Source organism: Paracoccus seriniphilus, from assembly GCF_028553745.1.
GTDB lineage: Bacteria > Pseudomonadota > Alphaproteobacteria > Rhodobacterales > Rhodobacteraceae > Paracoccus > Paracoccus seriniphilus.
Map to the genome: position 1 here is coordinate 1,212,553 of NZ_CP067129.1, position 26,267 is coordinate 1,238,819.

At 61.7% G+C, this 26,267-nt stretch carries 23 protein-coding genes and 1 tRNA gene; 15 read left to right on the top strand and 9 right to left on the bottom strand.

Features of this window, described 5'->3' with window-relative positions; all coding sequences use genetic code 11:
- Complete coding sequence (locus JHW44_RS05965; protein ID WP_089342972.1) at positions 1-1,443, top strand: NAD(P)(+) transhydrogenase (Re/Si-specific) subunit beta; 1,443 nt, start codon at positions 1-3, stop codon at positions 1,441-1,443.
- A 143-nt stretch (positions 1,444-1,586) separates the two neighbouring features.
- On the top strand, positions 1,587-2,015 hold the full coding sequence (locus JHW44_RS05970; protein ID WP_089342971.1) for a protein tyrosine phosphatase family protein: 429 nt from the start codon (positions 1,587-1,589) through the stop codon (positions 2,013-2,015).
- Positions 2,016-2,045: 30 nt separating this feature from the next.
- Here JHW44_RS05970 and JHW44_RS05975 read toward each other — a convergent pair whose 3' ends face one another.
- Both JHW44_RS05975 and JHW44_RS05980 read right to left on the bottom strand, forming a co-directional pair.
- Positions 2,046-2,390, bottom strand: coding sequence for an arsenate reductase family protein (locus tag JHW44_RS05975; protein ID WP_245846795.1), 345 nt, complete (start codon positions 2,388-2,390; stop codon positions 2,046-2,048).
- A 151-nt stretch (positions 2,391-2,541) separates the two neighbouring features.
- Positions 2,542-3,894, bottom strand: coding sequence for a DUF3422 family protein (locus JHW44_RS05980; protein WP_089342970.1), 1,353 nt, complete (start codon positions 3,892-3,894; stop codon positions 2,542-2,544).
- A 124-nt stretch (positions 3,895-4,018) separates the two neighbouring features.
- On the opposite strand from JHW44_RS05980, the gene ampH reads away from it, so the two are divergent.
- The 3 genes from ampH to purN all read left to right on the top strand — a co-directional run bounded on the left by ampH (position 4,019) and on the right by purN (position 6,880).
- Positions 4,019-5,167, top strand: a complete 1,149-nt coding sequence (gene ampH, locus JHW44_RS05985; protein WP_218822536.1) for a D-alanyl-D-alanine-carboxypeptidase/endopeptidase AmpH — start codon at positions 4,019-4,021, stop codon at positions 5,165-5,167.
- A gap of 85 nt (positions 5,168-5,252) precedes the next feature.
- Positions 5,253-6,293 carry a phosphoribosylformylglycinamidine cyclo-ligase gene (gene purM / locus JHW44_RS05990; RefSeq protein ID WP_089342968.1) on the top strand — a complete coding sequence of 347 codons (1,041 nt, stop codon included), beginning with the start codon at positions 5,253-5,255 and terminating at the stop codon, positions 6,291-6,293.
- Complete coding sequence (gene purN, locus JHW44_RS05995) at positions 6,290-6,880, top strand: phosphoribosylglycinamide formyltransferase (RefSeq protein WP_089342967.1); 591 nt, start codon at positions 6,290-6,292, stop codon at positions 6,878-6,880. The genes purM and purN overlap by 4 nt, the downstream gene beginning before the upstream one ends.
- Before the next feature lie 62 nt (positions 6,881-6,942).
- Here the strand turns inward: purN and JHW44_RS06000 are convergent, their stop codons facing one another.
- Positions 6,943-7,545: a thiamine phosphate synthase gene (locus JHW44_RS06000; protein ID WP_089342966.1), complete on the bottom strand. Its 603-nt coding sequence runs from the start codon at positions 7,543-7,545 to the stop codon at positions 6,943-6,945.
- 72 nt (positions 7,546-7,617) lie between these two features.
- Here JHW44_RS06000 and JHW44_RS06005 point away from each other — a divergent pair, with 72 nt between their 5' ends.
- From JHW44_RS06005 to putP, 4 genes are all read left to right on the top strand, one after another.
- Positions 7,618-8,346: an RNA methyltransferase gene (locus tag JHW44_RS06005; RefSeq protein ID WP_089342965.1), complete on the top strand. Its 729-nt coding sequence runs from the start codon at positions 7,618-7,620 to the stop codon at positions 8,344-8,346.
- Positions 8,347-8,385: 39 nt separating this feature from the next.
- A complete protein-coding gene (gene ctaA / locus JHW44_RS06010) occupies positions 8,386-9,531 on the top strand; it encodes a heme A synthase (RefSeq protein WP_089342964.1) in 1,146 nt (381 codons plus the stop codon).
- Positions 9,528-11,000: a carboxypeptidase M32 gene (locus JHW44_RS06015; protein WP_089342963.1), complete on the top strand. Its 1,473-nt coding sequence runs from the start codon at positions 9,528-9,530 to the stop codon at positions 10,998-11,000. Before ctaA ends, JHW44_RS06015 begins: the two co-directional genes overlap by 4 nt.
- A gap of 108 nt (positions 11,001-11,108) precedes the next feature.
- Positions 11,109-12,584 carry a sodium/proline symporter PutP gene (gene putP / locus JHW44_RS06020; protein ID WP_089342962.1) on the top strand — a complete coding sequence of 492 codons (1,476 nt, stop codon included), beginning with the start codon at positions 11,109-11,111 and terminating at the stop codon, positions 12,582-12,584.
- A 41-nt stretch (positions 12,585-12,625) separates the two neighbouring features.
- Here the strand turns inward: putP and preA are convergent, their stop codons facing one another.
- From preA to JHW44_RS06035, 3 genes are all read right to left on the bottom strand, one after another.
- Entirely contained in the window at positions 12,626-13,924 is a 1,299-nt protein-coding gene (gene preA, locus JHW44_RS06025; RefSeq protein ID WP_089342961.1) for an NAD-dependent dihydropyrimidine dehydrogenase subunit PreA, read from the bottom strand.
- Between the two features lie 41 nt (positions 13,925-13,965).
- A complete protein-coding gene (locus JHW44_RS06030; protein ID WP_089342960.1) occupies positions 13,966-15,321 on the bottom strand; it encodes an NAD(P)-dependent oxidoreductase in 1,356 nt (451 codons plus the stop codon).
- A gap of 200 nt (positions 15,322-15,521) precedes the next feature.
- Positions 15,522-16,454, bottom strand: coding sequence for a hypothetical protein (locus tag JHW44_RS06035; protein ID WP_272850306.1), 933 nt, complete (start codon positions 16,452-16,454; stop codon positions 15,522-15,524).
- 152 nt (positions 16,455-16,606) lie between these two features.
- Between JHW44_RS06035 and JHW44_RS06040 the strand changes: the two genes are divergently transcribed.
- Positions 16,607-18,214: an ABC transporter permease gene (locus JHW44_RS06040; RefSeq protein ID WP_245846840.1), complete on the top strand. Its 1,608-nt coding sequence runs from the start codon at positions 16,607-16,609 to the stop codon at positions 18,212-18,214.
- 10 nt (positions 18,215-18,224) lie between these two features.
- Positions 18,225-18,300: transfer RNA gene (locus JHW44_RS06045), tRNA-Thr, on the top strand.
- Positions 18,301-18,427: 127 nt separating this feature from the next.
- On the opposite strand, the gene JHW44_RS06050 is transcribed toward JHW44_RS06045, so the two are convergent.
- Together JHW44_RS06050 and JHW44_RS06055 are read right to left on the bottom strand one after the other, a co-directional pair.
- Positions 18,428-18,931, bottom strand: coding sequence for a YbjQ family protein (locus tag JHW44_RS06050; protein ID WP_245846789.1), 504 nt, complete (start codon positions 18,929-18,931; stop codon positions 18,428-18,430).
- A 128-nt stretch (positions 18,932-19,059) separates the two neighbouring features.
- Complete coding sequence (locus tag JHW44_RS06055) at positions 19,060-20,205, bottom strand: Hint domain-containing protein (RefSeq protein WP_089342956.1); 1,146 nt, start codon at positions 20,203-20,205, stop codon at positions 19,060-19,062.
- Between the two features lie 255 nt (positions 20,206-20,460).
- Between JHW44_RS06055 and JHW44_RS06060 the strand changes: the two genes are divergently transcribed.
- The 3 genes from JHW44_RS06060 to JHW44_RS06070 all read left to right on the top strand — a co-directional run bounded on the left by JHW44_RS06060 (position 20,461) and on the right by JHW44_RS06070 (position 23,521).
- A complete protein-coding gene (locus JHW44_RS06060; RefSeq protein WP_089343271.1) occupies positions 20,461-21,285 on the top strand; it encodes a TIGR00282 family metallophosphoesterase in 825 nt (274 codons plus the stop codon).
- A 92-nt stretch (positions 21,286-21,377) separates the two neighbouring features.
- The gene (locus tag JHW44_RS06065) at positions 21,378-23,156 is read left to right on the top strand and encodes an SLC13 family permease (RefSeq protein ID WP_089342955.1); all 1,779 of its coding nucleotides are present in this window, start codon (positions 21,378-21,380) and stop codon (positions 23,154-23,156) included.
- Positions 23,157-23,293: 137 nt separating this feature from the next.
- The gene (locus JHW44_RS06070; RefSeq protein ID WP_089342954.1) at positions 23,294-23,521 is read left to right on the top strand and encodes a hypothetical protein; all 228 of its coding nucleotides are present in this window, start codon (positions 23,294-23,296) and stop codon (positions 23,519-23,521) included.
- Positions 23,522-23,593: 72 nt separating this feature from the next.
- Here the strand turns inward: JHW44_RS06070 and JHW44_RS06075 are convergent, their stop codons facing one another.
- Entirely contained in the window at positions 23,594-25,372 is a 1,779-nt protein-coding gene (locus JHW44_RS06075; RefSeq protein ID WP_336385718.1) for an SLC13 family permease, read from the bottom strand.
- 132 nt (positions 25,373-25,504) lie between these two features.
- On the opposite strand from JHW44_RS06075, the gene JHW44_RS06080 reads away from it, so the two are divergent.
- Positions 25,505-26,248, top strand: coding sequence for a YebC/PmpR family DNA-binding transcriptional regulator (locus tag JHW44_RS06080; RefSeq protein ID WP_089342953.1), 744 nt, complete (start codon positions 25,505-25,507; stop codon positions 26,246-26,248).
- Positions 26,249-26,267 lie beyond the last annotated feature (19 nt).

The following is a 26,267-nucleotide window of genomic DNA, read 5'->3' on the forward strand; positions in this document are numbered from 1 at the left end:
ATGGAATACGGATTTACCACGGCCGCCTATGTGGTCGCCTCGGTCCTGTTCATCCTGTCTCTGGGCGGGCTGTCAGGACAGGAAAGTGCAAAGCGGGCCATCTGGTATGGCATTGTCGGCATGGCGCTGGCCGTGCTGGCCACATTGTTCGGCCCCGGCAGCGGGAACTGGTGGCTTTCGGCCATCATGATCGCCATCGGCGGCTCGATCGGCTGGGTCGTTGCCAAACGCGTGCAGATGACCGAAATGCCGCAGCTTGTCGCGGCGATGCACAGCCTTGTAGGCCTTGCGGCTGTCTTTGTCGGCTTCAACGCCCAGATCGAACTGGCGCGCGTGTTGCGGATCAAGGCCGAAGGTGCTGCGCATGATTTCCAGGGCTTTGCCGCCGTTCTGGCGCACAAGACCCCGGCGGAAATCGCCATGCTGAAGATCGAGGTGTTCCTCGGCATCTTCATCGGCGCCGTGACCTTCACCGGTTCGGTCGTGGCCTTCGGAAAGCTGGCGGGCAAGGTTGACGGCAAGCCCAAGAAGCTGCCGGGTGGCCATATGCTGAATGCCGCCGCGCTGTTGCTGTCGGTGCTTTTCGGTGTCCTCTATTGTGCGGGCGTCGGCTCGGGCGTGTTCTGGCTGATCCTCGTGATGCTGCTGGCCTTCTTCATCGGTTATCACCTGATCATGGGTATTGGCGGCGCGGATATGCCGGTCGTCGTGTCGATGCTGAACAGCTATTCGGGCTGGGCCGCTGCGGCCATCGGCTTTACGCTTGGCAACGATCTGCTGATCGTGACCGGTGCGCTGGTCGGTTCCTCGGGTGCCATCCTCAGCTATATCATGTGCAAGGCGATGAACCGGAACTTCGTCTCGGTCATCCTTGGCGGCTTTGGCGGTCAGTCCGGACCTGCGGCGGAAATCGAGGGCGAACAGATCGCCATCGACGCCGATGGCGTGGCTGCCGCGCTGAACGAGGCCGACAGTGTCGTGATCGTGCCCGGTTACGGCATGGCTGTCGCCCAGGCACAGGGAGCGGTCAGCGAGCTGACCCGCAAGCTGCGGGCCGCCGGCAAGAATGTGCGCTTTGCGATCCACCCGGTCGCCGGGCGTCTTCCCGGTCACATGAACGTCCTGCTGGCCGAAGCGCGGGTGCCCTATGACATCGTGCTGGAGATGGAAGAGATCAATGACGACTTCCCGGATACGGATGTTGTCATCGTCATCGGTTCGAATGACATCGTGAACCCGGCTGCGCAGGAAGATCCCAACAGCCCCATCGCCGGCATGCCGGTGCTGGAAGTCTGGAAGGCCAAGCAGGTCTTCGTCAGCAAGCGTGGTCAGGGCACCGGCTACTCGGGTATCGAGAACCCGCTGTTCTTCAAGGAAAACACCCGCATGTTCTATGGCGACGCCAAGGACTCGGTGAACAAGCTGCTGCCGATGATTGACTGAGCAGGGGCAATCCTGCTTGCACAATGAAAGGGTCGCCCGCTCGGGCGGCCCTTTTCTGCTGGTGTCAGGGGTTGGGCGGGCCCTTGCTTGACATGCGTGCCGGTTCACGCCAATCGATGATGAACTCATTTGAAAGGGCAACCATGGATCTGCGTCAGCTTAGCCCCTCGCTCGCGGTGTCACCTCAAATTCAGCCATCCGATGTCCCATCGCTGGCCGAGGCGGGCTTTCGGGTATTGGTCAACAACCGCCCCGACCAGGAGGTCGATGCCGAAGTCGATCATGAGGCGATGAAGCGTGCGGCCGAGGCCGCCGGAATGGTCTATCACTATCTGCCCTTCGTGCCCGGTCAGATCACGCCGCAGATGATCACCGATTTTGCCGAAGCGACCTCGGGGCAGGGGCCGGTTATCGCCTATTGCCGCTCGGGCAATCGCAGCACGGTATTGTGGGCGCTGACCCAGGCGGGCAAACGCCCCGAGGACGAGATTTTGCAGATCGCGGCCGAAGCCGGATATGATCTGACGCCGGTGCGGCCCTTGCTGGCCTCGCTGGTCAGCCGCCGGGGTTGATCCGGCGTCGCAACATCTGTTGGGGGTGTCCTAGGCGGGGACCCCCAGCGCGCGTTTCACATTTGCCGTCCAGCCCAGCAGCCGCAGGTCATCTGCAATGATGGCCGGGCGTTTCATGACGCTGGGTTTTTCGCCCATCATCATGACGGGATCGGCCTGTTTTTCCGCATCCGACATGCCACGCCAGGTCAGGCTGGCGCGATTGATGATCTTTTCGCCGAATTCATCCACCATGCGCTGGCGTTCTTCCTGAGACAGCGGCGCTTTCTGCACGTCGCGAAATTCGACCGTCCAGCCGTGTTCTTGCAGGGCGGCCTGCGCCTTCTGGCAGGTCGAACAATGTCCAAGGCCAAACATCGACAAGGTCTTGCTCATGACGGGTCTCCGCGGGGATCAGATGAAGGGAACAAAGGGCACGCCACAGGCTGAAAGTGCAAGCAGCGCGACGAGGGCGGTGAACAGGCGCATGAAATGGCTCCGACAGGATATCACTGCCGTTATCGCCGTGGCGTGATCTGCGGGCAAGTCACAATTCCTTGCCGGGTTCGCCGTGATGCAGGCTTTGGCGAATCCGCCGCATCCCCCACCAGACAACCAGAACGGCCACCGGTGTCAGGGCTGCGACCAGGTAGGACTTGTTGACATGCAGCGCCGCGGCAGCCGGATAGAGCGCATAGGACAGCAGTCCGACGGCGTAATAGCTGATGGCCACCACAGACAGCCCCTCGACCGTGTGTTGCAGGCGCAGTTGCAGCGCCGCGCGCCGATCCATGCGCTCCATCAGGGCCTGGTTCTGGGCCGAGCGTTCGACATCGACCTTGGTGCGCAGCAATTCGCCCGCCCGTGCTGCCCGTTCCAGCATGGCCTCCAGACGGCTTTCATTGGACATGATGGTCCGCATCGCGGGTTGATAGCGACGGCGCATGAATTCGGTCAGCATCTGGCGGCCGTAGAATCGGGTTTCCCGCAGCGCATCGATACGGTCCATGACGATGGCCTCATAGGCGCGGGTGGCCCCGAAACGAAAGGCATTCTGCACCGCCTGGGCCTCCAGTTCTGCAGATACGGACAGAAGCTCTTGCAGGACCGCATCGGCATTGCGCGTTTCATCGCCCATGCTGTCGACAATGGCCGAAAGCCGGGTATCCACGGCATTCAGCTTGCGCCCAAGGGAGCGCGCCCGGCCAAGGCCCAGCATCGACATGGCCCGATAGGTTTCCAGTTCGACCAGTCGATGCACCAGACGACCGGTCCTGCCCTCGCCGACATCGGGGCGCACGAAAATCACGAAACGCATCCAGCCATCGGCATCGATGCGGAAATCTCCGGCGATCATTGCCGTCTGGTCCAGCACCCATACCGCGGTCAGGCTGTCCTTGGCGAAGAGATCGGCGGTTTGCTCCAGCGCCTCTTTGGGGTCATCGGGCATGATTTCGACCTGCACCATGACTGCGGCGACCCGCTTTCCCGGTGCATTCATCTGCCATTGGTTCGAAAAGATCGCCCCCGCGCTGGGGTCAAAGGGGCGTATGGGCAGGCCGGATGAACTGGCCATATAGGTCACGAATTCGGTGTGGCTTTCCCATTTCAGGTCATAGCGACCCAGCTTGCCCTGATAATGGCTTTCCTCGGGATCGGGACGGGGGCCTCCATGGCGGGTCGTCAGTTCGGTCAGATGCGCCATGTCCACGGCACGATCGCGGTTCGAGGCGTCTATCGGTTCCTTGAAGGCCACGAAGACACAGGTTGCAGGCGCCTTGAGGCGTGGCGAAGGCCGGTTATGCAATTCGTTGACCAGCGAATAGCGCAACGGATGTTCGGTCGCGGGGCCCACCTTGATCTCCTGACTGTTGGGTTCGGGCAGACCATTGACTGACATTGACGTCGAGGCAAGTCGGCGTTTTGTCTCATGACAGGGAAGGGGCGCACTGTTGTTGACCGGCCACGTTGAAATTTTCTCAAAATCCGCCATTCTACCAAAGGTTGTGCATTGGGGGTGTTGCGTGAGACAAGGGATATTTGGCGGTATGGTGGCCTGTGCCATCGGGCTGACCGCGATCGGGGCACCAGATCGCGCAAAGGCCGAGGCCGATCTGCTGCAAGAAAATGTGGACTTTGCAGGCATGATCTTTCACCTGCAGACCGGTGTTCCGGGGCTGATCGTCGGCGCGGTGCAGGACGGTCATATCGCGGTGCGCGGTTTTGGTGAGACGCAGCGCGGCAACGGCGTGCAGCCTGACGGCGACACGGTCTTGCGGATCGGTTCGATCACCAAGGCCTTTGCCGGTCAGATGCTGGCCGAAGCCGTGGTGCGGGACGAGGTCGCCTTTACCGATCCCGTTGCGCCCTTGCTGCCGGGCCGTTTGGGGGAATCCGTCGCAGGCCATGAAAGGATCCGGCTGATCGACCTTGTTACCCATTCTGCCGGTCTGCCGCGCGAGGTGCCCCGCGAAGAAGGGCCACCCGAGGATCCCTTTGCCACCATTACGCTGGATGCCTTTGCAGATTGGTTCGACGGCAATCAGCTGCAGTTCCAGCCCGGCAGCGCCATTTCCTATTCGAATTTCGGCTTCGACCTGTTGGCGGCGGCGCTGTCCTCGGCCGGTGGCGCGCCCTATTCCGAGCTCTTGGCGCAGCGGATCACCGGTCCGCTGTCCATGGATGACACCGGCTACGATCCCTCGGACGCGATGCGTCAGCGCATGATGACGGGCCATGCGCCCGACGGCAGCCCGATGCCTGATGTGCCTTCGAATGAGGTCATCACGGGGTCCGGCGGGCTTTACAGCACCGCGAATGATCTGCTGCACTGGATGGCCTGGCATCTGACCGATCAGGAACCACATGCCGAGATGCGCTTCCTTGATCACGCCGTCTATGTTCGTCGTGATGGAAAGGATGCCATCGTGGCCATGGATGAATCCGGTCGGATGGACGGTATGGGACTGGGATGGGTGGCGATGGAGGCCACGGCAGAACATCCCTTCATCCTGCAAAAGGCCGGGGCGCTTCAGGGGCAGATGTCCTATATCGCCTTTGCGCCAGAGCATGATGCAGCGGTCTTCGTGTCGATCAACCAGTTCGATTTCTCGGCTGCCTATGCAATGGGCGAATTTGCCAATGAGTTTCTGGCCCAGTTGAGCGGGTTCTGAGCGCGGGCGACATCTGGCGCGTCTTCGCCGTTGCCCCCACAGCCGGCTTCGGCTATCGGGGGCGCAAAGTAAGCCGGGGGCGCCAATGACACAGAACGGGATCAGCTATCGCGATGCGGGCGTCGATATCGACGCAGGAAACGCATTGGTCGAGCGTATCAAACCAGCCGCCGCGGCGACCAGACGCTCGGGCGTCATGGATGCCTTGGGTGGTTTCGGGGCGCTGTTTGACCCCAGGGCCGCGGGATATGACGATCCGGTTCTGGTCGCGGCGACCGACGGAGTCGGCACCAAGCTGCGCATCGCGATCGATACCGGACATCTGGATGGGGTCGGTCAGGATCTGGTGGCTATGTGCGTCAACGACCTGGTCTGCCAGGGTGCCGAGCCATTGTTCTTTCTGGACTATTTCGCGACCGGCAAGCTGTCCATCGACGAAGGCGCACGCGTGGTCGAAAGCATCGCGCGCGGTTGCCAGATTGCAGGCTGTGCGCTGATCGGGGGCGAAACCGCCGAGATGCCCGGCATGTACAGCGATGGCGATTTCGATCTGGCCGGGTTTGCGGTCGGAGCCATGCAACGCGGCACCGCGCTGCCTGCCGGTGTGACCGAGGGCGATGTGCTGCTGGGTCTGGCCTCGGACGGGGTGCATTCCAACGGCTATTCGCTGGTGCGCAAGGTTGCGGAACATGCCGGGCTGGGTTGGAATGACCCGGCGCCCTTTGCAGAAGGCACGCTTGGCGCGGCCTTGCTGACGCCGACACGGCTTTACGTGAAACCGGCGCTGGCCGCGGTCCGGGCGGGTGGTGTTCATGCGCTGGCCCATATCACCGGTGGCGGCATCACTGAAAACCTGCCGCGCGTCCTGCCCAAGGGGCTGGGTGCGGATATCGATCTGGGCAGTTGGAAATTGCCGGCGGTGTTCGGTTGGCTTGCCGAGGCGGGCAATATTGCCGAGGCCGAGATGCTCAAGACCTTCAACAGCGGTATCGGGCTGATCCTTGCCGTCGAGGCCGATCGCGCCGATGGGATCGCGGCCTTGCTGGCCGAGGCTGGGGAAACCGTCAGCCGCATCGGGCAGGTGATCGCCGGAGAGGGTGTTCGCTACAGCGGCAAACTGGCGTGAAAAGGGTCGCGATTCTGATATCCGGTGGCGGCTCGAACATGCTGCGGCTGGTCGAGGACATGCATGGTGATCATCCGGCCCGTCCGGTGCTGGTCGCCTCGAATGATCCGCAGGCTGCCGGTCTGATCAGGGCGGCCGATCTGGGCATTCCGACCACTGCGGTGGATCATCGCGACTATCGCGGCGATCGCGCCGGTTTCGAGGCTGCCTTGCTGCAGCCGCTGCTGGCCGCAGAGCCAGACATCATCTGCCTGGCGGGGTTCATGCGAATCCTGACGCCGGATTTCGTCAGCCGCTTCGCGGGGCGGATGCTGAACATCCATCCCTCGCTGCTTCCGAAATATCCCGGGCTGCATACCCATGCCCGCGCGATCGAGGCCGGTGATGCCGAGGCCGGAGCCACCGTGCATGAGGTGATCCCGGAACTGGATGCCGGGCCGATACTGGGGCAGGCGCGTGTGCCGATTCTGCCGGGTGATACGGCCGATACGCTTGCTGCCCGCGTTCTGGTCGAAGAGCACCGGCTCTATCCGGCGGTGCTGCGGCGATTCGCCGCCGGTAATCGCAGCCCGATCGTCAAGGGCTGATCGTCGGGGCAGAGCACTGCAGATGACGGCATGCAGGGGGCTTGACCGGCCCCCTGAAGCTTTTACATCCACAAGGCCGCAAGGGCTTCGGTGGGTGAGTCCTCTGCCCAGATTTCCGGGCCGATGGCAATGAAGTCGCAGGCCGTGGACAGCTGTTGCACCAGTTCGCGCGTGATCGCGCCTTCGGCAACGACGGGCACCTCGATGGTCTCTGACCACCATTGGAAAAGGTCCAGCGGGGCAGGGCCGCCGCGTCCCAGAACGCTTTCGCCGACGGGGCCAAAGCTGACATAATCGGCACCGGCTTCGCCTGCGGTCATGCCGTCATGACGCGAATTGCCGCAAAAAGCCCCGACAATCGCGTCGTCGCCCAGCTCCTGGCGGGCATAGCGCACTCCGCGCGGGCCGTCGGTCAGATGCACGCCGTCAAGACCGTGGCGCTGCGCCAGCTTGATGTGGTCGTCGATCACCACCGCCACATCGCGGGCATGGGCGATCTCGCGCACCATATCGGCCAGCCGGGCCAGTTCGTCCTCTTCCGCGCCGCCGCGAATGCGCAGGCAGGCGGGCGGAAAGCGGTCCATTACCTCGCTCAGCAGCGGGCCAAGTGCCGATGCCTGTGCGCCGGCGGGGGTCATCAGATATAGTTGCGGGGCGTCGGTCATTCGCTGTCTCCATCTTTGTGTCGCAGATAGCGCAGCTTGCCGCCCGCTGCCAGACGGACTATTCGGCACCACATGCAAGATATACGCAAGCCCGTCATTATTCTCGTTCGCCCCCAGATGGGGGAAAATATCGGTGCCGCCGCCCGTGCCATGCTGAATTTCGGCCTGACCGAGATGCGGCTGGTCGCGCCACGCGATGGCTGGCCCAACCCCAAGGCCGTTGCCATGGCGTCGGGGGCGGCCGGACGCGTTCTGGATCACGCCAAGGTCTATCCCGATCTGGCCAGCGCGATGGAGGGCGTGGATTTCGCCTTTGCCACCACCGCGCGGGGCAGGGATCTGACCAAGCCGGTCTATACGCCCGCGACGGCCATGGAAAAGGCCCGCGGCCACGATGGCCGCTGTGCCCTGATTTTCGGACCCGAGCGCGCGGGGCTGGAAAATGAAGACGTCGCCCGTGCCAATGCGATTGTCACCGTGCCGGTCAACCCTGATTTCCCCTCGCTGAACCTTGCGCAGGCGGTGTTGTTGCTGGGCTATGAATGGGGCCGTGATGAACTGCCCCCCGAACCCGCGCCCCTGCAACGCCGCCCCGATGGCGAAGTTCCTGCCGACCGCGTCGAGATCGAGCGGCTTGGCGATCATTATGAAGAAAAGCTTGCAGAGGCCGGGTTCTTCTTTCCTGAAACCAAGGCCGCAAACATGCGGCTCAATCTGCGCAACATGTGGTCACGCCTGTCCCTGACGCGGGGCGATGTGCGCATCCTGCATGGTGTATTGCGACAATTGACCCGCCGCTAAGCGCGACCTAACCTCCGCCCAAGACCAAAGGAGCCCCAGATGGCCAAGCGTCCCGTATTCGAGGAAGTTCCGGACCAGACAGCCACGCGCCCCGTAGCGCATACCGGGATGATCGACGCCGCCCCGAAAGGCGCGCGCAAGGCGATCCGGCTGTGGCTGATGTTGCTGTTTGTCATGGTCATGGCAATGATTGCCCTGGGCGGCGCCACGCGGCTGACCGGCTCGGGGTTGTCGATCACGGAATGGGCGCCCGTCACCGGGGCGCTGCCGCCGATGAATGAGGCCGACTGGACCCGCGAGTTCCAAGCCTATCAGCAGATTCCACAGTTTTCCGAGGTCAATCCCGACATGGATCTGGCCGGGTTCAAGCAGATCTATTGGTGGGAATGGTCGCACCGTCTGCTGGGTCGGTTGATCGGTCTGGTCTGGGCGGTGGGTTTCCTTGCCTTCCTCGCCCTGCGCAGGGTTCCGACCGGCTGGACGCCGCGCCTGCTGGGCCTTGGCGCGCTTGGCGGGCTGCAGGGCGCGATCGGCTGGTGGATGGTCAGCTCCGGGCTGGGCGAGGGGATGACCCGCGTGGCCTCGTACCGGCTGGCGACGCATCTGGGCATTGCCTTCTTTATCCTTGGCCTGATCACCTGGTATGCGCTGCTGCTGGGCCGCTCGGAGGCCGAACTGCTGCGTGCGCGCCGCGCTGGCGAGGCCAAGCTGTTTTCCATGTCCACCGGTCTGCTGCATCTGGCCCTTGTTCAGGTGCTGATCGGCGCATTGGTCGCGGGGATCGACGCGGGGCGCCAATATACCGGCTGGCCGACCATGGGCGGGGAATGGATTCCCGCGACGATCTGGGAGGGCACCCTGGGGTGGCGCAACTTCTTCGAGAATCCGGCACTGGTGCAGTTCATTCACCGCATGACCGGTTATCTTCTGGCGATTTTCGCGATCGTGGTCTGGCGGCGTTCGCGCCGGTCGCCCCATCCGGTGACGCGCGGTGCATTTAACGTTATGATCGTCATGCTTGCCGTGCAGGTCGGTCTGGGAATCATGAATGTGGTTCATGCCTCGCCGCTGCCGCTGGCTCTGGTCCACCAATTGGGGGCGATCATGCTGGTCAGCCTGATCATCCGCGCCCGTTTCAATGCCCGCTACCCGTATGAAACTTCGGTCAGAGGAACCATCAGATGAGCGCCTTCGACGACCTACTTGCCTTCCAGCGCCAAACCGAGGCGCTGTCATCTGTCGCCGAGCGGCTGGGATGGGATCAGGAAACCGTCATGCCGCGTGGCGCGACGGAACAGCGTGCCGATGAAATGGCGGCGATGGAAGAAGTGCTGCATGAAAGGCGCACCGATCCACGGATCGGTGAATGGCTGGAGGCGGCGCGCCCTCAGAATGAAGTCGAACAGCGTATTGTCGATCTGATTTCGCGTGACTTCAGCCGCAGCAGCCGCGTGCCCGCGCGTCTGGCCAGCGAATTGGCCAAGACGACCTCGCTGGCACAGGGGATCTGGGCCGAGGCCCGCGCCAAGGAAGCCCCCGAGGATTTCCTGCCGACGCTGGATCAGGTGCTGATGCTGAAACGCGAAGAGGCAGCGGCTCTGGCAGATGGCGGTGATCTGTATGACGCGCTGCTGGACGATTACGAACCCGACACGACAGCCGCGGAAATCGCGGTGCTGTTTGATGCCATGCGCCCGCGCCTGGTGGCGCTGCGCGACGAGGTGCTGGGCGCCGATCATCAGCCCCAGGCGCTGAACGGCCATTTCCCGCAGGAAACACAGCTGCGACTGGCGCGGGCCTGCGCAAGCGCCTTTGGCTATGACTGGTCGCGTGGCCGCATCGATCTGGCCGTGCATCCCTTCAGCAGCGGGCGCTGGCAGGACAGCCGTATCACCACCCGCGTCGTTGAGCCCGAGCCCTTCAACTGCATCTATTCGACGATTCATGAGGTCGGGCATTCCAGCTATGAGCTGGGCATCGACCCGGATTACGCCTTCACCCCGTTGGGGCGTGGCGTCTCGATGGGCGTCCATGAAAGCCAGAGCCGGATCTATGAGAACCAGATGGGACGTGGCCGGGCCTTTTCCGGTTGGCTGTTCAACCGCATGTCGGATGCGTTTGACGGGCTGAATATCGCCGACCCAGATGCCTTCTATGCCACGGTGAACCGGGTGACGCCCGGCTATATCCGCACCGAGGCCGATGAAATCCAGTATAACCTGCATATCATGCTGCGCTTCGATCTTGAGCGCGATCTGATCGCGGGCAAGCTGGACGCCGATGATCTGGTCGAGGCGTGGAATGCGCGCTTCCTGAAGGACTTTGGCGTTGCGGTCGACCGCCCCGCCAATGGTGTCCTGCAGGACGTGCACTGGTCAGTGGGGCTGTTCGGCTATTTCCCGACCTATGCCCTTGGGAATGTCTATGCCGGCTGCCTGAACGAGGCAATGCGTGATGCGGTTCCCGAACTGCATGATTCATTGGCGGAAGGTGACGCCTCTCCCGGCGTTGAATGGCTGCGCGAAAATGTGCAGCGCCATGGCGGGCTGTTGCCGCCGCGCCAGTTGATCGAAACCGCGACCGGAGTTGCGATCTCTCCGATCCCCTTGCTGGACTACCTCGAAGAGAAATTCGGCCGAATCTACGATCTGTAGATCACGCAAGACGTTTTTCCCGGGCCAACGAAGTCGGACCAGCTTGCACTGGTTCGGCCAATCTGCCACGGGGGCGCCTCAAAATTTCACTTCCGAGAGGAGAAGTTCATGGGTATCGGCGTCTGGATCAGCCTGATCCTGTATTTCCTGCTGATGTTGGCCATTGGCGTTTATGCGTGGCAAAAGTCGACTTCCAGCTCCGAGGGCTATATCCTGGGCGGTCGGAGCCTTCCGCCCGCTGTTGCGGCCTTGTCAGCGGGCGCGTCGGATATGAGCGGCTGGCTGCTGCTGGGTCTGCCGGGCGCGCTATATGCCACCGGTCTGGTCGAGGCCTGGATCGGCATCGGCCTGTTTGTCGGCGCATTGCTGAACTGGATCATCGTGGCACCGCGTCTGCGCGAACAGACCGAGCGCTATGACAACGCCCTGACCATCCCCGGCTTTCTGGCCAATCGTTTTCCCACGCAGGCCTTCCTGCTGCGCGTGGTTTCGGCCATCGTGATCGTGGTGTTCTTCGCGGTCTATACGGCCTCGGGGCTGGTAGGCGGGGGCAAGCTGTTCTCCAGCGCCTTTGGCGGCGGCTACATGACCGGCGTCTGGCTGACGCTTGGCGTGGTTCTGGCCTATACCGTGGTCGGCGGCTTTCTGGCGGTCAGCCTGACGGATTTCGTGCAGGGCTGCATCATGATGCTGGCGCTGGTCATCATGCCGCTGGTGGTCCTGTTCGGTCAGGGCGGGGGCGGTCTGGCGCAGGCCTCGGCGACGCTGAAAGAGGTTGGGCCCGATTACCTGTCCCTGACCCATGGTCTGACCGTGGTCGGCTTCCTGTCGGCGGTGACATGGGGCCTGGGCTATTTCGGGCAACCCCATATCATCGTGCGCTTCATGGCCGTGAAAAGCGTGTCGGACGTTCCGACCGCACGCAATATCGGCATGGGCTGGATGGCGATTTCGCTGATCGGCGCGGTTGGCGTCGGAATCTTTGGTCGCGCCTATGCGGAACGCAACGGGATGGTCGTGGAAGATGCGGAAACGATCTTCATTCTTCTGTCCGACCTGCTGTTCCATCCGCTGGTCACGGGCTTTCTTTATGCCGCGCTGCTGGCAGCGATCATGAGCACCGTGTCCAGTCAGCTTCTGGTGTCCTCTTCGTCACTGACCGAGGATTTCTATCGGTTGTTCTTCAATCGCGACGCCAGCGAAAAGACGCTGGTGCTGGTCGGGCGGGTCGCCGTTGTCGCGGTCGGACTGGTTGCAGCCTTCATCGCCCGTGATCCGGATTCCAATGTTCTGGCGCTGGTGGCGCATGCATGGGCCGGGTTTGGCGCAGCTTTCGGGCCGCTGATCATCCTGTCGCTGACCTGGTCACGCATGACCGGTCGTGGCGCGGTGGCAGGTTTGGTCGTCGGGGCAGGCACGGTCATGCTGTGGACGGCGCTGGGGCTGAATGCCAGTTTCATGGGCGGTCCGGGCGTTTACGAGATCATCCCGGGCTTTGTCGCCGCATTGATCGCCATTGTCCTGGTCAGCCTGGCAACTGAAGCCAAGGGCGAGTTCCGCGCCGTCACGCGCGACAAGCACTGATGAAAATGGCGGGACCGGTTCGTTCCGGTCCCGCCGCTGTTTCACTCGGCCGCTGTGGACATCGGATTGTTGGGATGGCTGGTCCAATTCGCATATGACCCGCGCTTGGTCCCGGTTCTCTTGTCCAGTTCGCCGATTTCGAGTTCCCGCATCGAGATGCAGTCCTCGACAGGGCAGACATCGACGCAGAGATTGCAGGCGACGCATTCTTCCTCGATCACCTCGAAGACGCGCCCCGGCTTCATGGCGATGGCCTGATGGCTGGTATCCTCGCAGGCGGCATAGCAACGCCCGCATTTGATGCATGCCTCCTGATCGATGACGGCCTTGGTGACATAGTTCAGATTCAACTGGTTCCAATCGGTCACATTGGGCACGGCGCGTCCGATCAGATCCGTCAGTTCCATGTCACGTTCGTCCAGATATTCGCGCAGCCCCGAGATCATTTCCTGCACGATCTTGAAGCCATAGGTCATGGCCGCCGTGCAGACCTGCACGTTCCCGGCCCCCAGTGCCATGAACTCGGCCGCATCGCGCCAGGATGTGATGCCGCCAATGCCGCTGATCGGCAGACCGTAGGTTTCGGGATTGCGGGCGATCTCGGCCACCATGTTCAGGGCAATGGGCTTGACTGCCGGACCGCAATAGCCGCCATGGCTGCCCTTGCCATCAATGGTGGGCTGGGGCGCAAACAGGTCCAGATCGACTGACGTGATCGAATTGACCGTATTGATCAGGCTGACCGCATCCGCACCGCCACGCATGGCCGCCTCGGCAGGTTTGCGGACATCGGTGATATTCGGGGTCAGCTTCACGATACAGGGCATGCGGCTGTATTGCTTGACCCAGCGCGTGACCATTTCGATATATTCCGGCACCTGACCCACGGCGCTGCCCATGCCACGCTCGGCCATGCCGTGGGGACAGCCGAAATTCAACTCGACCCCATCAGCGCCGGTATCCTCGATCCGTGTCAGGATATTGCGCCATGAATCCTCGTCACAGGGCACCATCAGGCTGATGATCAGGGCGCGGTCGGGATAGTCTCGCTTGACCTGCTTGATCTCTCGCAGGTTCACCTCCAGCGGCCTGTCGGTGATCAGCTCGATGTTGTTCAGCCCCAGAACCCGACGATCGGGGCCGTGAACCACGCCATAGCGTGGCCCGTTGACATTGACGACGGGTGGCCCTTCCGAGCCAAGCGTCTTCCAGACGACTCCGCCCCAGCCGGCCTGAAAGGCGCGGCGGACATTATATTCCTTGTCCGTAGGCGGGGCGGAGGCCAGCCAGAACGGATTCGGGGATTTGATCCCCACGAAATCAGAACGCAGATCTGCCATTGCTTGATCCTTTGCGGGGCACGTCGGAACGCGCCATTCCCCTAGCCGGGGCTAACCATTGCGCGGCCGGTCAGCCATGCGTCGATATCTTCAGCGGCGTCGCGGCCCTCGGCGACAGCCGTCACCGTCAGGTCGTCACCTCCTGCAGCGCAATCGCCACCAGCCCAGACTCCATCCAGCGAGGTGCGACCGAATTCACTGACCGCGATCTTGCCGCCATCCAGCGTCACTCCCTCGGCCGCGAAATCCAGCTTTTGGCCAATGGCGCGGAACAGCTGATCCGCCTTCAGCCGGAAACCCTCCTCCGTCAGAACCAGCCCGTCGGGGCCATCTTCAGTATAGCGGAATTCAACTTCGGCCACGGTGCCATTGCCATGAATCGCGTGCGGGGCGGCGTTGCAAATAATCCTGACGCCGCAGGATGTTGCGTGATGTTGTTCATGCTCGCTGGCGCCCATGCGGTCCTGGCTGCGACGATAAACGAGGGTGACATTCTCCGCCCCCAGCAGTCGGGCCTGAACCGCGGCGTCGATGGCGGTCATGCCGCCGCCGATCACCACGACATCGCGCCCGATCGGCACCGAGGCCAGATCCGAAGCCTGTCGCAGATCGCGGATGAAGGATGTGGCATCCAGAACATTGCCACGTTCTTCGCCATCGCAATGCAGCGCATTGTTGCCGCCCAGACCGATGCCAAGGAACACGGCGTCAAAGTCTTTGCGCAACCCGGGCAGGTCGATGTCGCGACCCAGACGCTGATCGTGGCGCATCTCGATTCCACCGATTCCCAGCAACCATTCGACCTCGGCCTGGGCGAAACCATCCACGGTCTTGTAGGCTGCGATGCCATATTCGTTCAGGCCACCGGGCTTTGGACGGGCGTCAAAGATCACCACGTCATGGCCCTTGGCGGCCAGACGATGGGCGGCGGACAGACCGGCCGGTCCGGCGCCGACAACGGCCACCCGCTTTCCGGTAGGCTCGGCACGCTGGAACGGGTGGGTCTGCTGCGCCATCAGCCCATCGGTGGCATACCGCTGCAGGGCGCCGATCTCGACGGGCTGGCCTTCGGCCTCCATCCGCACGCAGGCACCTTCGCAAAGGTTTTCGGTCGGGCAGACCCGCGCGCACATGCCGCCCAGGATATTCGCGTGGAAGATCGTCCGGGCCGCCGCATCGGGCGTGCCGGTCGCGATCTGGCGAATGAAGAGCGGAATGTCGATGGAAGTGGGGCAAGCCGTGACGCAGGGCGCGTCATGGCAAAAGTAACACCGATCCGCCGCGACCGAGGCCTCATGCGGATCCAGAGGCGGTGCGACATCGGCAAAATTCCGGACCAGTTGTTCCGGGGGCAATCGACCGGGCACCACGCCCGGCGACAGTCTCGCTTGGGACATTTTTCTGTCTCCTGGCTCACCTGTTGGTGCGAATCAGGCTGACACAGCTTTGATTTTTTATCAAATGGTTTAAAAACGCCTGCGGGCAGGGTTGATCGCACGACCGGCAAGCCTGTCGCCCCCTGCGCAGGATTTGCCCGTCTTTCGGGCATCAGGCAGTTTCCGGGAAGTCGGTTTAACTGTAAGTAAAGTCGTGAAATTTATGGCATGATGAATTCAATGCCGGGCAGGGCGGCGATTTCGGCGGCATCAGCGCGATAGTTGTCCGTGACCATATCCACCGTCTCCTGGGTCCAGCCGGGAAGGTTGATGGTCTCCTCCAATGCGCCCGGTTTCGCGGCAGTCTGCAAGATCTCGGCACAGATGCTGCGGCGCTGCGCGATGGACATCTGATCCCGGCCGCCAAGCGCGGCGCGCAGCTCTTCGATTCCGGCCTTGGTCAGCAACTCATGCATGTAGAGCAATGTGCCCGACAAGGCGGTATCGGTTTCGATCTCTCCGGCAAGGCGCAGCAGTTCCGGCCAGATCATCGGCACATCCTCATGGCACCAGACGACGACCCTGCGTCCCTGTGCAGCCCCGACAAGGCGGCGGATCGTATCGCGCCAGCGCAGCTGTTCGGGATGGCAACCCTGCATCATGGCCATATAACCGCCCTGAATCTGTGGCAGAACCTTGGTCAGCATGACGGCGGGATTCCGGATGGCGATGAAGAATTCGGCCTGATCGTCTGGGAACAGATTGGCCAGCGCGGCCACCCGGTTGCCGATATTGGGATACAACCCGCCTGCGCCAACCATCCGTGATGGCGTCCCCAGAAGGCTGGGCGTCGACATGATCACCCGCTCGGGCGCGCTGGATTCCAGCATGGCGTCCAGCATGATCTGTTGCATTTCATCGGTGGCGGGACTGCCGTTCAGCGCCATCATCGCCTCTTCGAAGATGCTGCGATGGCGTGAGGGGGGCACGACTTCGGCCTGTTCGCGAAACAGCTGATCGCGATTGTTCAGCAGGGTCTTCAGCAACCTGTCGCCATCGGTGCCATGCACCCCAAGGTGAAAAACCATTTCCATGACCACAGCTGTCCAATCCTGAATTCTACCTGAAGATGCGGCGCGCAGATTAGCCAGCATTCGTGGACAGTCAAATCGCTTTGCATTATCGCCACGATATGAGCAGTTCGGAATCCGCGCGCCGCGAACGGCGTCATCACGACCACGCCCTGCGCCAGACTGGCGGCCGGGGCTGGTCTCTTGCCTCTGTAGCCATTGCCGGGCTGGTCCTGATGCCCATTGCCGCGGTGATCTGGCTGGCGATGAACCCGGTCGAGAATATCTGGCCCCATCTGCTGGCCACGGTCATGCCGCGCTATTTCCTGAATACGGTGATTCTGGCGGTGGGCACGGGGGCGCTGGCTGCGGCGATGGGCGCGGGCTCGGCCTGGCTGGTGACCATGTACGAGTTTCCCGGCCGGCGGGTGCTGGAATGGCTGCTGCTGCTGCCGTTGGCGGTGCCTGCCTATATCGGCGCCTATGCGCTGGCGGATTTCCTGGATTATTCCGGGCCGGTGCAGACCGCGATGCGGGGCTGGTTCGGTTGGGAAAGCGCGCGGGATTACTGGTTCCCGCGTGTGCGCTCGATCGAGATGGCCGTCCTGGTGCTGGCCTCGGCCCTTTATCCCTATGTCTACCTGCTGACCCGCGCTGCATTGCATGAACAATCGGGCAGTGCCTATGAGGTCGCCCGCGCCCTTGGAACCGGACCCGTCGCGCTGTTTCGCCGCGTCGGTCTGCCGTTGGCGCGTCCGGCCATCGTCGCCGGATCGGCAATCGCGATGATGGAGGCGGTCGCGGATTACGGCGTTGTCAGTTATTTCGGGGTTCAGACGTTGAACACCGGCATTTTCACGACATGGCTTGAGCGTCGCAATGCCGGAGGTGCCGCGCAGATTGCCTGCGTGATCCTGTTGGTGGTCGTTCTGCTGGTCCTGTGGGAGCGTTTCGGACGGCGCAACGCCCGCTATCATCAAAGCGCAAGGCAGCCGCGCCCGATCATGCGTCAGAACCTGCCGCTGATGGCGGGGCTATGGGCCGCGCTGGCCTGCATTCTTCCCTTTGCACTTGGTTTCCTTCTGCCGGTGTCGGTCATCCTGCATTATGCGCTGGCCTATCCCGAGGGCTGGATCACGCCGGGGCTGTCGCTTGCGGTCTGGCATACAGTCAGCCTGGGGGTGGTTGCGGCGCTGCTGACGGTCGGCTTTGCCCTGATCATGGTCTATGGCGTGCGGCTGTCGGGGCGGGCGCTGCCACGTTTGCTGTTGCCCGTGACGACCGTGGGCTATGCGGCGCCGGGCGCGGTTCTGGCGGTGGGCATCCTGATCCCCCTGGCCGCGCTGGATCATCGGGTTGCGGATTTCTGGCTGTCGCTGACGGGGACCGATCCCGGGTTGATTCTGACCGGCAGCGGCACGGCCATCGTCTTTGCCTATCTGGTGCGTTTCTTTGCCATCGGGCAGGGGGCCATTGATGGTGCCTTTACGCGCGTCTCGCCATCCTTGCCGATGGCGGCGCGTTCGCTGGGGCGTGATTCGCGCGGTGTGTTGCGCGATGTCTTTCTGCCGCTGATGCAGGGCTCGGTCGGCTCGGCTCTGCTGCTGGTCTTTGTCGATTGCTGCAAGGAATTGCCGGCGACGCTGTTGTTGCGCCCCTTCAACTACGAGACCCTCGCCACGCGGGTGCATGAAAAGGCAAGCCTCGAGGATCTGGGCAACGCGGCGCCGGCGGCTTTGCTGGTCATGCTGGTGGGTCTGCTCGCTGTTGGTCTGCTGGCTCGTGCGAACCTTGGGTTGCGCAAGCCTGCGAGTCGCGGTATCGATCTGAATCAGACGGGCTGACCCGTCGGGCGCCGGTTTAGCTCAGTTGGTAGAGCAGCTGATTTGTAATCAGAAGGTCGCGGGTTCGACTCCTGCAACCGGCACCATAAAATGCCTAAATTTCAAATACTTGCGCACGGACTTTCTCGGAATTCACACCCGTGCTTTGCAGGGCTGTAACTGCGGTAGCTAGGTGTCCCGATTCTGATCGCCACCGGTAATCGATATGGTGCATCAATCGAGATTTGCTCTGACTGCCGTTCCCGAGGCCACCAGCATGACCATATTGCCAGCGCCTGATAGCTCCACATAGTCCAGATCAACGCCGACTACGGCATTTGCTCCGATTGCATGAGCTTCTCGCCGCAACTCAAAAAGTGTGGTCTTGCGGGCGTCTCGCATGGTTTTTTGTATTGCTTCTGACCTACCGCCGACGATGTCTCGGACTCCGGCGAAGAGATCCTTGAATATGTTCATGCCATAGGCGCATTCGGCGGTGACAATATCGAGGCGTTCTATGATTTCGAAGGGACTCACAGCTTCGGTCGTGATCACGACCGACGATATTTCTCTATCGATTTCCGATTGTTTCTCTGCCTCAGCTTGGGCAGCTTCTGGTCCCATTTCGCGACGTCGTTTCGCTGCCTGTATGCGCTTGAGGTTACAAGCTTTACATAGCCCATCGCCAAACGTGGAAAATGTCCCGATACTTGCGCCGCAAATCTTGCACTGAGTCATTGGGTTCTCCGCAGTTGCCTTGCCGATGATATAGCTGGAAATAATCAGGCAAAGGAAGGTCGGGGCGCGATTTTGCTGTGATCTTGGGCAACATGTGACGGCAGCGAACCGCCGTCACAGATGTGCATTCAGGAATGCAGAACCGGCTTGGTGTTTTTCCTGTGGCGCAAGGCCAGGGTTCGGGCCTTTTTGCCTGACACCAGCGGGCGGGCGGCCTCATAGCTGAACTGGTCCAGATCTTCCGACAGTTCCGGAAAAATCTGCGCCAGCTCCTGCATGGCGGCAGGTGTCATCGCCTTGAATGCCTCTTGCCCCAGATAGAGACTTTCCGAAGGCGCGCCCTCGGCAAAGACGATCTGATGATCGTGGCACAGGAAATGCACATAGGTGAAGCTGTCCAGATCCATGGCAATCTCGACGCCCTCCAGTTCCAGCAGGTGCTTGGCCGCGACAAGAATCTCGTCAGTATCGAACATGCGTTGTGCAATGCGCGAGCGGACCAGAATCCGGTGCTGCGGTGAGACAAGCAGGTCGCGTTTGGGCAGTCCCGCGCCAAGGGCGTTCGCCCGGATGCGGATTGGCCGCATTTGAGGAAACCTGATCGCATCCGCGGCGGAAATTGTCTTTGACCGGACCATCTTGATGCGGCAGGGACCGTGATCGGCGGTCATGACCTGCATGCCCTTGCAAAGCAGTTCCACCGGGATTTCTCCGTCCGGGGTGCTGATCATGGTGCCCGCGACATAGCAGACATTGGGGGGCGGTTCATCAAAGTTCGAGACGATTGAATTCGAATAGTCAGTTCCGTCCCAGGTCCCCAGACGAATCGAGGTGACATTCTCGATGAAGAAATCCTCGGGGGCATCATTGCGGTCATCGTCGCGCATGCGGATCACAAGATCGCCATTCCCCAACTGATAGACCACGGCACGGGCACTATAGGTCTGTTCGTCGCCCAGTGAATCCGTATAGGTGAAAATGGAGTTGTCATAGATGCTGAGTTCGAAAAGCTGTCGGTCAACGCCGTCGGGGGTCTGCAGGCGATCACCGTTTCCTGGTGCCGGCGAGGAACTGCCAGCGCCCTGAACAAAGCTCAACCGGCCATCATCATCACCGTCGACCATGACCATTTCGCCATAGCCATAGGTCTGGAAGTCTCCCCCGTCTCCGATCGTGAAGAGCCTGTTGTTATAACTGCTCTGGATATCGTCTGTACCGCTGTTCGTGTTTGCTCCGGAGGCCCACCACCCCCAAGTCAGTGTTTCTGTCGGCATGGTTTCGTCCTGCAGAGGTTAACGCCATTGTGATATTTCTATCTAAGGTTGTGCCTGTCAACTGCACCCTCAGGTAGAGGTTTCAGTTTTCTGCTTGCCTGTGACGGGGCATGGTTTGCAGGGCTTCGCGGCAGGGGGCGGGGGCGATGATGCCGTTTGGAAACGGGCAGCCCCCCGATGCGCAGGAAGCGCTTGCATTCATGCGCTTGCCGTTTCCTGCTTGAGCGCCTTGCCGCTTTGTCTTATCGCTTCGGCATGCGAATACTCTTTCTTGGTGATGTTATGGGCCGTTCGGGCCGGCGTGCAATCAGCGGCGAACTGCCCGCATTGCGTGCGCGGTTGAAAGCGGATTTTGTGGTCGTGAACGCGGAAAACGCCAGTGGCGGTCGCGGTGTCACGGCGGGACATGCGCAATTGCTGCTGGATTCGGGCGCCGATTGCCTGACTCTGGGCGATCATGCCTTTGATCAGAAGGACATGCTGTCCTTCATCGACAAGGAACCGCGTATCATCCGGCCTTTGAATTTCGCCAAGGAGGCGCCTGGGCGCGGGGCGGGGGTTTTCTCGGACCAGCGCGGGCGCAAGATTCTGGTGACGCAGGCCCTGGGGCAGGTGTTCATGTCGCGGCCCTATGACGATCCCTTTTCTGCATTGGACGAGGTTCTGCGTGCCCATCCGCCGGGGGGAATGGTTCAGGCGGCGCTGGTCGATATCCATGCCGAGGCCACCAGCGAGAAGATGGCGATCGGGCATTTCTGCGACGGGCGCTCCAGCCTGGTCGTGGGTACCCATACCCATGTGCCCACCGGTGACGCGCAGATCCTTGCGCGCGGAACGGGGTATCTGACCGATGCGGGGATGTGTGGCGATTACGACAGCGTCATCGGCATGGACAAGGTCGAGCCGATCCGGCGGTTCGTCACCGGCATGGTGCGCGACCGCTTTACCCCGGCCGAAGGTGAGGCCACGCTCTGTGGCGTTCTGGTCGAAACCGATGACCGCAGCGGTCAAGCCAAGCGCATCATGCCGGTGCGCGAAGGTGGGCGACTGCTGCAGACCGAAGCAGGCAAGACGACCTGATCCATTCTGCACAGCGCCCGCTTGCTAGGGCGCTGAAAATCTGCGCAAGATGCGTCGAAACTGGCCCGGTGGGCCGCCAGCGCGAGATATGAATGTTCGGATTTGAACTGACCGGAACCCTGTCTGCGGTCGCCACGATATTCATTGTCGCAGGGATGTTGACACTTTTCATCCGTGAAACCTATCCTCCGGAAGTGACGGCCATCCTGGGCGCCGTCGTGTTGCTGTCCCTGGGTATTCTGGATGTCAGCCATGTGGGCGCGGTTCTGTCCAACCCGGCCCCCTGGACGATTGCCTTCATGTTCATCATCGTCGGAGGTCTGGTCCGGACCGGGGCGCTGGACTGGATCGGCCAGCGCGCGGCTCATCACGCGGGGGCACGCCCGATCCTGACATTGGTGACGATTTCCTGTGTCGTTTGCGCCATGTCGGCCTTTGTCAACAATACGCCGCTGGTGGTGGTGATGATGCCGATCTTCATGCAACTGGCCAAGCAGATCGGAAGTTCTCCCTCCAAGCTTCTGATCCCCTTGTCTTATCTGTCAATCCTCGGTGGGACGATGACGATGATCGGGACTTCGACCAATCTGCTGGTCGATGGTGTTGCCAGAAGTTCAGGGATGGAACCTTTCGGCATTTTCGAGATCACCCCGGTCGGCCTGCCGATGGCGATTGTCGGCGTGACCTATCTGCTGATCTTCGCGCCGCGACTGCTGCCTGAACGGGATTCGATTTCGCAGATGATGTCGGGTCGATCCAAGATGAAGTTCTTTACCGAGGTCGCCATTCCCGAAGAATCGGGGCTGATCGGCAAGGCTCTGGACGAGGTCGACATCTTCACGCGCGATACGGCGCGTGTCATTGACGTTCTGCGCGGTGATGCCTCGCTTCGGCGCGATCTGGCCGCAGTGCGCCTTGAGGCGGGTGACCGCGTGGTGCTGCGCACCCCGATGTCCGAAGTGCTGGGCCTGCAGAGCCACAAGGATCTGCGCATGGTCGACAAGCTGAGTTCGGTTCAGACATCCACGGTCGAGGTGCTGATCACGCCGGGGTGTCACATGATCGGACGCAGCCTTGGCTCGATGCGGTTGCGCCGTCGCTATGGCGTCTATGTGCTGGCCGCGCATCGCAAGAACCAGAATATTGGTCGGCAGCTGGATGATCTGGTGGTGCGTGTGGGTGATACGCTGCTGCTCGAGGGGGCTCCTGCCGATATTCAGCGCCTGTCACGCGACATGGAAATGGTCGAGGTCAACGCGCCCTCGGATCGTGCCTTCCGTCGCAAACATGCACCGATCGTCGTGGCGACACTGGTTGCGGTGGTGCTGCTTTCTGCCTTTGACATCGCGCCGATCCTGTTGCTGGCCTTCTTTGGCGTGGCTGTCGTCCTGGGAACGCGCTGCATCGACGCGGATGAGGCGCTTGGCTTCGTCGATGGACGGCTGATGGCGCTGATCTTTGCCATGCTGGCCGTGGGGGCGGGGCTGGAGAATTCCGGTGCGGTCGAATTCCTGGTCACCCGCGTTGCGCCATGGCTGATGACCATGCCTCATTGGGGGCTGGTGCTTTCGGTCTATCTGCTGTCGATGGCCTTGACCGAAACGGTGACGAATAATGCCGTGGCGGTGATCGTCACGCCGGTGGCAATCTCTCTGGGTCATCAATTGGGGGTGGATCCGCGCCCCTTGGTCATTGCCGTGATGATGGGGGCTTCGGCCAGTTTTGCCACGCCGATCGGCTATCAGACCAATACGCTGGTCTATGGCCCCGGCGGCTATCGTTTCTCGGATTTCATCCGTGTCGGCCTGCCACTGAACCTGTTGATGGCATTGACCGCTTCGACCGTGATCCCGATTTTCTGGCCATTGTAAGGGTTTGCGTTATAGGTCAGTTGGATTGACCTAGCTGCAATGCTGCCATGCAGCATTGCGACTTGTGCATCTGCAGCATAGGTCCCAGATTAGAAGCCAAGGGGGAAAACGGCTTTGTAATCCACAAGGAGTTTCCAATGGCTACCGTTCTGACTCATGGCGCGAAAAGCGCCGCACCCGTTCTTTCCGTTCTGGCGACCCCGTTCGTTGCCATTGGACGTTTTCTGGTGACTTTGGCCGAAGCGCAGCCGCGCATGGTCGCGCTGCAAAAGCTGAGCGACACCTCGGACGAGGAACTGGCTGCACGTGGCGTGACACGCGATGGCGAAATGCGCCGGATCATGGGCGTCACCGGCGTCGTCTGATCCGCGGGCAGACAAGAATGTGAAACGGCGTCACCTGCAGGGGTGGCGCCCTTCTTTTTGGGGGCGTCGCGCCTACAACGGCCAGACCAGCAGCAGCATCGGCACCGAAACCGCCAGAACGATGACTTCCAGCGGCAGGCCCATGCGCCAGTAATCCCCGAACCGATAGTTTCCCGGCCCCAGGATCAGCGTGTTGTTCTGATGGCCGATGGGCGTCAGAAAGGCGCAGGCGGCCGAGACGGCCACCCCCATCAGAAAGGCATCGGGCTGAACATCCATCTGCTCGGCCAGCCGGATGCCCACCGGCGCGGCGACAATCGTGGTGGCGTTGTTGTTCAGCACATCAGACAGCAGCATGGTTGCCGCCATCAGCAACAGCAATCCGACCCAGGGAGGAAAACCGGCGGTCAGTGAAGCCAGGGCCGAGGCGATCAGACTGGTGCCCCCGGTCTGATCCAGTGCCATCCCCAGAGGGATCATCGACCCCAGCAGCACGATCACCGGCCAGTCGACATGATCGTAAAGCTCGTGAATTTGCAGCACGCCGGTCAGGACATAGCCGATCACCACGCAGCCCAATGCAATCGGCATGGTCACGACGCCAAGACTGGTGGCCATGACCGCCAGAGCGAACAGCAGGACGGCCGTCACCATATGGCCTTCGCGCAGCACCGGCAGGCTGGCGCCATCCAGGCGGATCACCCCGGCAGCGGCCAGCAATTCGGCGCTGCGGCTGTCGGGCACCAGCAACAGCAGCAGATCTCCGGCAGCGATTTCCTGGCGGGGCAGGGCGTCGCGCAGGGCGATGCCGCGCCGTCTCATGCCGACAAGCACGCTGTCGTAGCGATTGACCAGCCCGAAAGACTGCATGGTCTTGCCGATGACGGGTGCGCCGGCCGGCACAAGGCATTCGATCAGGCTTTGCCCTTCACTGTCCTTGCGGGCGCGTGGCTCGACCCGTCCATCGGGAAAGGCCAGCTTGCTGGCGGCGCGGAAATCATCCAGCGCCGAAGGATCGGCGCGCAGCAGCAGAACATCGCCGGGAGCCAGTACCATATCGTTCAGTGAACCGGCCAGCAGATGACCATGACGCGACAGGCCCGAGATGCGGGTCTCGGCCTTGGCTGCGATCTCGCGCAGTTCGGCGATGGTCTGCCCATTGGCGGTGCTGGCTTCGGTGACGACCAGCCGCGCGATATAGCGGCGTGGCTGATCCGCCTTGCCGTTCTGCGCGGGGTTGGGCAGGGCGATCAGCCTCCAGCCCAGAAAGGCGATGAAGATGATTCCGGCCAGAGCCACCGCGGCACCGACCGGCAGAAAGTCGAACATGCGATAGGGTTCTCCCAGAACCTGCGCGCGGTATCCCGAAACGATCAGATTGGGTGGCGTTCCGATCAGGGTCAGCATGCCGCCCAGGATCGTCGCGAAGGCCAGCGGCATCAATGTCATTCCGGCCGGCCTGCCGGCCTTGCGTGCCGCCTGCAGGTCTATCGGCATCAGCATGGCAAGGGCGGCAATATTGTTCATGAAGCCCGACATCAGCCCGCCTGCGCCGCCAAAAATCAGGATGTGTCGTGTGACCGACCGGCTGTCGGATGTCAGCTTTCGCGTCAGCCAGGATACGGCCCCTGACCGCGTCAGCCCCGCCGTGGCAATCAGCACCAGCGCGACGATCATGGTCGCGGGGTTGCCGAAACCTGAAAACGCCTGCCCCGCAGGCACCAGTCCCATCAGCACCGCTGCCATCAACCCGGCAAAGGCCACCAGATCGTGACGCCAGCGTCCCCAGAACATCAGGACCATCATTCCTGCGAAGATGGCGAAGAGGGCGGCCTGGGGAAAACTCATCATTGCACCGGATTTTCTTGCATCATGGGCATTAACGTAGCAGGCCCGGCGCGGGTTCGTCTTGCGATCCTGCGTCTCGCTGGACTACAAGCGCGGGAATACGAAATCTGTGTGAATGCGAAGGACGAGCGGACCATGGCAGGTCATTCCAAATGGGCCAATATTCAGCACCGCAAGGGTCGGCAGGACGCGGCCCGATCCAAGCTGTTTTCGAAACTCGCCAAAGAGATCACCGTGGCGGCCAAGATGGGAGACCCCGATCCGGAGAAAAACCCGCGGTTGCGTCTGGCCGTCAAGGAAGCCAAGGCGAAATCTGTTCCCAAGGATGTCATTGATCGCGCGATCAAGAAATCTCTGGGTGGCGATGCGGAAACCTATGAAGAGATCCGCTACGAGGGCTATGGCCCCAACGGGATCGCGCTGGTTGTCGAGGCAATGACCGACAACCGCAACCGCACCGCATCCAATGTGCGCAGCTATTTCACCAAGTCCGGTGGGGATCTGGGGCAGACCGGTTCGGTCAGCTTCATGTTCGATCGCGTCGGTGAAATCGTCTATCCGGCATCGGTCGGTGATGCCGATACCGTCATGATGGCGGCCATCGAGGCAGGCGCGACGGATGTTCAATCCGATGAAGACGGCCATTGGATCTATTGCGAAGACACCGATCTGAACGAAGTGTCGCGCGCGCTGGAAGCGGAACTGGGCGAATCCGAAACCGCCAAGCTGATCTGGAAGCCGCAGGCGCCGACGGAAATCACCGATGTCGAAACCGCGCAAAAGCTGATGAAGCTGATCGACACGCTGGAAGACGATGACGACGTGCAGAACGTCACCGGCAATTTCGACCTTTCCGAAGAGATTGCAGCCAAGTTGTAACCTGACCTGCAGGATTTGC

Coding starts and splice junctions, on each gene's coding strand:
- JHW44_RS05980 (WP_089342970.1), bottom strand. CDS start 3,894: ATGTCAGTCAATGGTCTGCCCGAACCCAACAGTCAGGAGATCAAGGTG.
- JHW44_RS06035 (WP_272850306.1), bottom strand. CDS start 16,454: ATGCTGGCTAATCTGCGCGCCGCATCTTCAGGTAGAATTCAGGATTGG.
- JHW44_RS06030 (WP_089342960.1), bottom strand. CDS start 15,321: ATGTCCCAAGCGAGACTGTCGCCGGGCGTGGTGCCCGGTCGATTGCCC.
- JHW44_RS05975 (WP_245846795.1), bottom strand. CDS start 2,390: ATGAGCAAGACCTTGTCGATGTTTGGCCTTGGACATTGTTCGACCTGC.
- JHW44_RS06070 (WP_089342954.1), top strand. CDS start 23,294: ATGGCTACCGTTCTGACTCATGGCGCGAAAAGCGCCGCACCCGTTCTT.
- JHW44_RS06065 (WP_089342955.1), top strand. CDS start 21,378: ATGTTCGGATTTGAACTGACCGGAACCCTGTCTGCGGTCGCCACGATA.
- JHW44_RS06000 (WP_089342966.1), bottom strand. CDS start 7,545: ATGACCGACGCCCCGCAACTATATCTGATGACCCCCGCCGGCGCACAG.
- JHW44_RS06060 (WP_089343271.1), top strand. CDS start 20,461: ATGCGAATACTCTTTCTTGGTGATGTTATGGGCCGTTCGGGCCGGCGT.
- JHW44_RS06040 (WP_245846840.1), top strand. CDS start 16,607: ATGCCCATTGCCGCGGTGATCTGGCTGGCGATGAACCCGGTCGAGAAT.
- purM (WP_089342968.1), top strand. CDS start 5,253: ATGACACAGAACGGGATCAGCTATCGCGATGCGGGCGTCGATATCGAC.
- JHW44_RS06075 (WP_336385718.1), bottom strand. CDS start 25,372: ATGATGAGTTTTCCCCAGGCCGCCCTCTTCGCCATCTTCGCAGGAATG.
- JHW44_RS06015 (WP_089342963.1), top strand. CDS start 9,528: ATGAGCGCCTTCGACGACCTACTTGCCTTCCAGCGCCAAACCGAGGCG.
- JHW44_RS05965 (WP_089342972.1), top strand. CDS start 1: ATGGAATACGGATTTACCACGGCCGCCTATGTGGTCGCCTCGGTCCTG.
- JHW44_RS06005 (WP_089342965.1), top strand. CDS start 7,618: ATGCAAGATATACGCAAGCCCGTCATTATTCTCGTTCGCCCCCAGATG.
- JHW44_RS06050 (WP_245846789.1), bottom strand. CDS start 18,931: ATGACTCAGTGCAAGATTTGCGGCGCAAGTATCGGGACATTTTCCACG.
- ctaA (WP_089342964.1), top strand. CDS start 8,386: ATGGCCAAGCGTCCCGTATTCGAGGAAGTTCCGGACCAGACAGCCACG.
- preA (WP_089342961.1), bottom strand. CDS start 13,924: ATGGCAGATCTGCGTTCTGATTTCGTGGGGATCAAATCCCCGAATCCG.
- putP (WP_089342962.1), top strand. CDS start 11,109: ATGGGTATCGGCGTCTGGATCAGCCTGATCCTGTATTTCCTGCTGATG.
- JHW44_RS06055 (WP_089342956.1), bottom strand. CDS start 20,205: ATGCCGACAGAAACACTGACTTGGGGGTGGTGGGCCTCCGGAGCAAAC.
- JHW44_RS06080 (WP_089342953.1), top strand. CDS start 25,505: ATGGCAGGTCATTCCAAATGGGCCAATATTCAGCACCGCAAGGGTCGG.
- JHW44_RS05970 (WP_089342971.1), top strand. CDS start 1,587: ATGGATCTGCGTCAGCTTAGCCCCTCGCTCGCGGTGTCACCTCAAATT.